This is a genomic window from Streptomyces alkaliterrae (assembly GCF_007097205.2).
In the GTDB taxonomy this organism is placed as follows: domain Bacteria; phylum Actinomycetota; class Actinomycetes; order Streptomycetales; family Streptomycetaceae; genus Streptomyces; species Streptomyces alkaliterrae.
Map to the genome: position 1 here is coordinate 1 of NZ_VJYK02000414.1, position 3,935 is coordinate 3,935.

The window sequence follows — 3,935 nt, forward strand, 5'->3', positions numbered from 1 at the left end:
GCTCTGAGCGGGCGCCGGCGGGCGGGCGCCCGCTCAGAGCACGCCGACGCCCACCAGGCGCAGGATGAGCTGGGGGGCTCCGGAGAGGACCACGGCGATCGTGGCGGTGAGGGCCACGACGGCGGCGATCGGGAGGGGTACGCGGGCGCGGACGGGGGTCCGGACGAGGGCGCCGACGGCGCCGACGGCGCCTTCGGCGGCCGCGGCCTTCGCGGCCGACTCGGTCTCCGGCGCCGCCTCCGGCGCGGGTTCGGGGCGCTGGAAGAGCAGCGCGGTCCAGCGCAGGTAGTAGACGAGGCCGATGACGACGTTGACCGCCATCACCACCGCGAGCCAGCCCAGCCCGGCGTCCACGGCGGCGCCGAACACGGCGACCTTCGCGAACAGGCCGACGACGCCCGGCGGCAGCCCGGCCAGGCAGAGCAGGAAGAAGGCGAGGGCGAGGGCGAGCAGCGGGTGGCTGCTGTAGAGGGCGCGGTGGTCGAGCAGCCGGTTGGCGCGGGCGCCGCGCGCGACGTGGATGACGACGGCGAACGCGCCGAGGTTCACGGCCGCGTACATCAGGGCGTAGGCGAGCGTGGCGCCGACCGCGCGCATCGGCGCGTCGGCCCAGGCGGCGGCCGCGATGGGCACGATCAGGTAGCCCGCCTGACCGACGGAGGACCAGGCGAGCAGCCGTACCGCGCTGTCGCGCGTGTCGGGGCGCTGCCGCATCGCGGCGACGTTGCCGACGGTCATGGTGAGCGCGGCCAGTACGGCGAGCACCGGGCCCCAGGTGGTGGCGTAGGTGGGGAACGCCAGGATGGTGACGAGGATGAGGCCGCCGAAGCCGACGGTCTTGCCGACGACGGACAGGTAGGCGGCGACCGGCACGGGCGCGCCGACGTACGTCTCGGGCACCCAGAAGTGGAACGGGACGACGGCCGTCTTGAAGGCGAAGCCGACCAGGGTGAGGGTGACGCCGACGGCGGCGAGCGAGGTCATCCGGGCGTCGACGACGGGCAGCGCGGTGGCGACGCGGCTGAGGTGCAGGCTGCCGGTGGCGGCGTAGACGAAGCTGACGCCCATGAGCGTGACGGCCGTGGCGGTGACGGAGGAGAGGAAGAACTTCACGGCCGCCTCGGACGCCCGGCGGTCGCCCTGGCGCAGGGTGACCAGCGCGAACGTGGGCAGCGACGCGACCTCCAGGGCGATGACCAGCGTCGCCAGGTCGCGGGAGGCGGGCAGCAGCGCGGCACCGGCTGCGGTCGACAGCAGCAGGAACCAGAACTCGCCGCGTGGCAGGTCCGCGTCCTGTACGACGACGAGTGACAGGAGTGCGGTGACCAGCGCGGCGCCGAGGACGAGGAACTGCACGACGAGCGCGAGGGTGTCGGCGCTGTAGCTGCAGAGCGTGGGGTCGGTGGTGAGGCAGAAGGTGCCGCGGTCCTCGCCGACGAGCGGCAGCAGGCTGAGGCAGGCGACGGCGAGCGCGGCGACGGCCGCCCAGCCGAGCAGCCGCTTGCGCGCGTCGGTCAGGAAGAGGTCTGCGACGAGCAGCACGAGGGCGGCGACCGCGACGATGGTCGGCGGCGCGACGGCGACCCAGTCGACGGACTGGATGAGGCTGCCGGCGGCCGGCACGCTGTCGGCGGCGAGCAGCGCGGCGTCCGCGTGGAGGAGGGCGGCGTCCGCGTGGAGGAGGGCGGCGGCGGCGTACGTCATCGGCTGACTCCTGGCAGCAGGTTCTGCACGGCCGGGTCGGTGAGGTGCAGAAGGACCGCGGGCCAAAGGCCCGCGAGCAGCGTGAGGGCGACCAGCGGCGTCCAGGCGGCGAACTCGTAGCCGCGTACGTCGGGCAGTGCGCCGGTGGTGGGCGCGGGCGCGGTCTCCCGGCCGCCGGCGCGTTCCTCGGCGGGCACGCCGGGCGCGGCGGCGTCGTCACCCTCGGCGGCTGCGCCGGGCGCGCCGACGGCTGCCGGTGCGCGCTCGCCCGCGCCGGGGCCTGTTGGCCCAGTCGCGAGCGCCGGCGCGTGCGCCGGGTCGCCCATGCAGACCCTGCACACCACAAGCAGCAGGTAGGCGGCGGTGAGCAGGGTGCCGAAGCCTCCGACCGCCATGAAGACCAGGTAGGCGGGTCGGCTGAGCCCGTCCGCCGGGTGGAAGGCGCCGAGCAGGGCCAGCATCTCCCCCCAGAACCCGGCGAGACCGGGCAGCCCGAGGGAGGCGACGGCGGCGAACGCCAGCAGCCCGCCGAAGCGGGGGGCGCGCGCGTACAGCGCCGCGCCCCGGTCGGCGGCGAGCCGATCGAGGTCGGTGGTGCCGGTGCGTTCCTTCAACGCGCCGACCAGGAAGAACAGCAGTCCGGTGATCAGCCCGTGCGCGATGTTGGCGAACAGCGCGCCGTTGACGCCGGTCCGGGTGAGCGTGGCGATGCCGAGGAGTACAAAGCCCATGTGCCCGACGGACGAGTAGGCGATGAGCCGCTTCAGGTCGCCGCCGGCGCCCTGTCGGACGAGCGCCAGGCAGGCCAGCGAGCCGTAGATGATGCCGACGGCGGCGAACGCGGCCAGGTAGGGCGCGAAGTACGCGGCGCCCTCGGGCGCGATCGGCAGCACGATCCGCACCAGCCCGTAGGTGCCCATCTTCAGCAGCACGCCCGCGAGCAGTACGGAGCCGACGGTCGGCGCGGCGGTGTGGGCGTCGGGCAGCCAGCTGTGCAGGGGCCACATCGGGGTCTTCACGGCGAGGCCGACGCCGATGGCGAGGACCGCGATGAGCTGGGTCGTCCGGCTGAGCGAGGCGCCGTTGTCAGTGGCGAGTGCCACCATGTCGAACGTGCCGGCCTGCAGGCCGACGAGCAGCAGCCCGAGCAGCATGACCACCGAGCCGAGCAGCGTGTAGAGCACGAAGCGCCAGGCGGCCCGGGCCCGGCCCTCGCCGCCCCAGCGGGCGATGAGGAAGTACATCGGGATGAGGACCATCTCGAAGGCCAGGAAGAAGAGCACGAGGTCCAGCACCGCGAAGGTGGCCAGGACCCCCGTCTCCAGGACGAGCAGCAGCGCGACGAACGCCTTCGCCGAGGGGGCGTTCTGTGGGGGTTTGACGAAGTAGGAGTACAGCGCGCAGAGGAAGGTCAGCAGCGCGGTCAGTACGAGGAGGGGGAGCGAGATGCCGTCGACGCCGAAGTGCAGTCGGACGCCGAACGCCGGGATCCAGCTGATGTCCGACTCGGCCTGCATGGCGCCGGGCCGGTCGAGGTCGAAGCCGGCGGCCAGGACGAGGGAGCCCAGCAGGACGGCGCCGGTGACGGTGACGCCGTGCCGCAGGACGGCCTGGTCGGGGTTGCGGCCGCGCAGGCCCGGCGGGGCGGGCAGCAGGGCGGCGCCCGCGCCGATCAGCGGCAGGACGACCACGGCGACCAGCAGCAGCTGGAGCACGGTCTCATTGAGGGTGATCACGGCTCACGCTCCGGCGGCGAGTACGGCGACGGCCAGGACGACGGCTCCGGCCAGCAGCACGCTCAGATACGTCTGCGCGTTGCCGGTCTGGGCGCGGCGGGCGAGCGTGCCCAGCCAGCCGGGCAGGGTCGCGGCGCCGCGCACGTACGCGTCGACGACCTCCCGGTCGAGGAAGTTCACCAGCCGGGCGCCGCCGCGTACCGGGGCGACGAACATCCGGTCGTAGGCGGCGTCCAGGTGGAAGCCGGCGCGGGCCGGCTGGTGCAGCGGTCCGAGCAGGGCGGGCGTCGGGTCGGGGGTGCGGCCCACCGCCGTGGCCTGCCGCCAGGCCGCGTAGGTGACCAGCGCGCCGATGAGCGCGAGCCCGGTGCCGAGTACGGAGGTGGTCATGGTCGGGGCCAGGCTGGGTCCTGCGAACCAGTCGGCGAGCCAGCCGTAGAGCAGTCCGAAGGCGAGGGAGGGCACGGCCAGCAGCCACAGCACGGCGTTCATGGG

Annotated in this window: 2 protein-coding genes and 1 pseudogene; all 3 read right to left on the bottom strand. The window is 74.2% G+C overall.

What is annotated here, in order from left to right; genetic code table 11:
- Nucleotides 1–33: 33 nt before the first annotated feature.
- Nucleotides 34–1,704, bottom strand: a complete 1,671-nt coding sequence (locus FNX44_RS24775) for an NADH-quinone oxidoreductase subunit N (protein WP_143651225.1) — start codon at nt 1,702–1,704, stop codon at nt 34–36.
- Nucleotides 1,701–3,440 carry a complex I subunit 4 family protein gene (locus tag FNX44_RS24780; protein ID WP_143651226.1) on the bottom strand — a complete coding sequence of 580 codons (1,740 nt, stop codon included), beginning with the start codon at nt 3,438–3,440 and terminating at the stop codon, nt 1,701–1,703. Before FNX44_RS24780 ends, FNX44_RS24775 begins: the two co-directional genes overlap by 4 nt.
- A gap of 3 nt (nt 3,441–3,443) precedes the next feature.
- Nucleotides 3,444–3,935, bottom strand: a pseudogene (locus FNX44_RS24785) (NADH-quinone oxidoreductase subunit L); the annotation flags it as partial.

What these genes read in the sequence shown, in the direction of transcription:
- FNX44_RS24775 (WP_143651225.1), bottom strand. Translation starts at nt 1,704, where the DNA reads ATGACGTACGCCGCCGCCGCCCTCCTCCACGCGGACGCCGCCCTCCTC.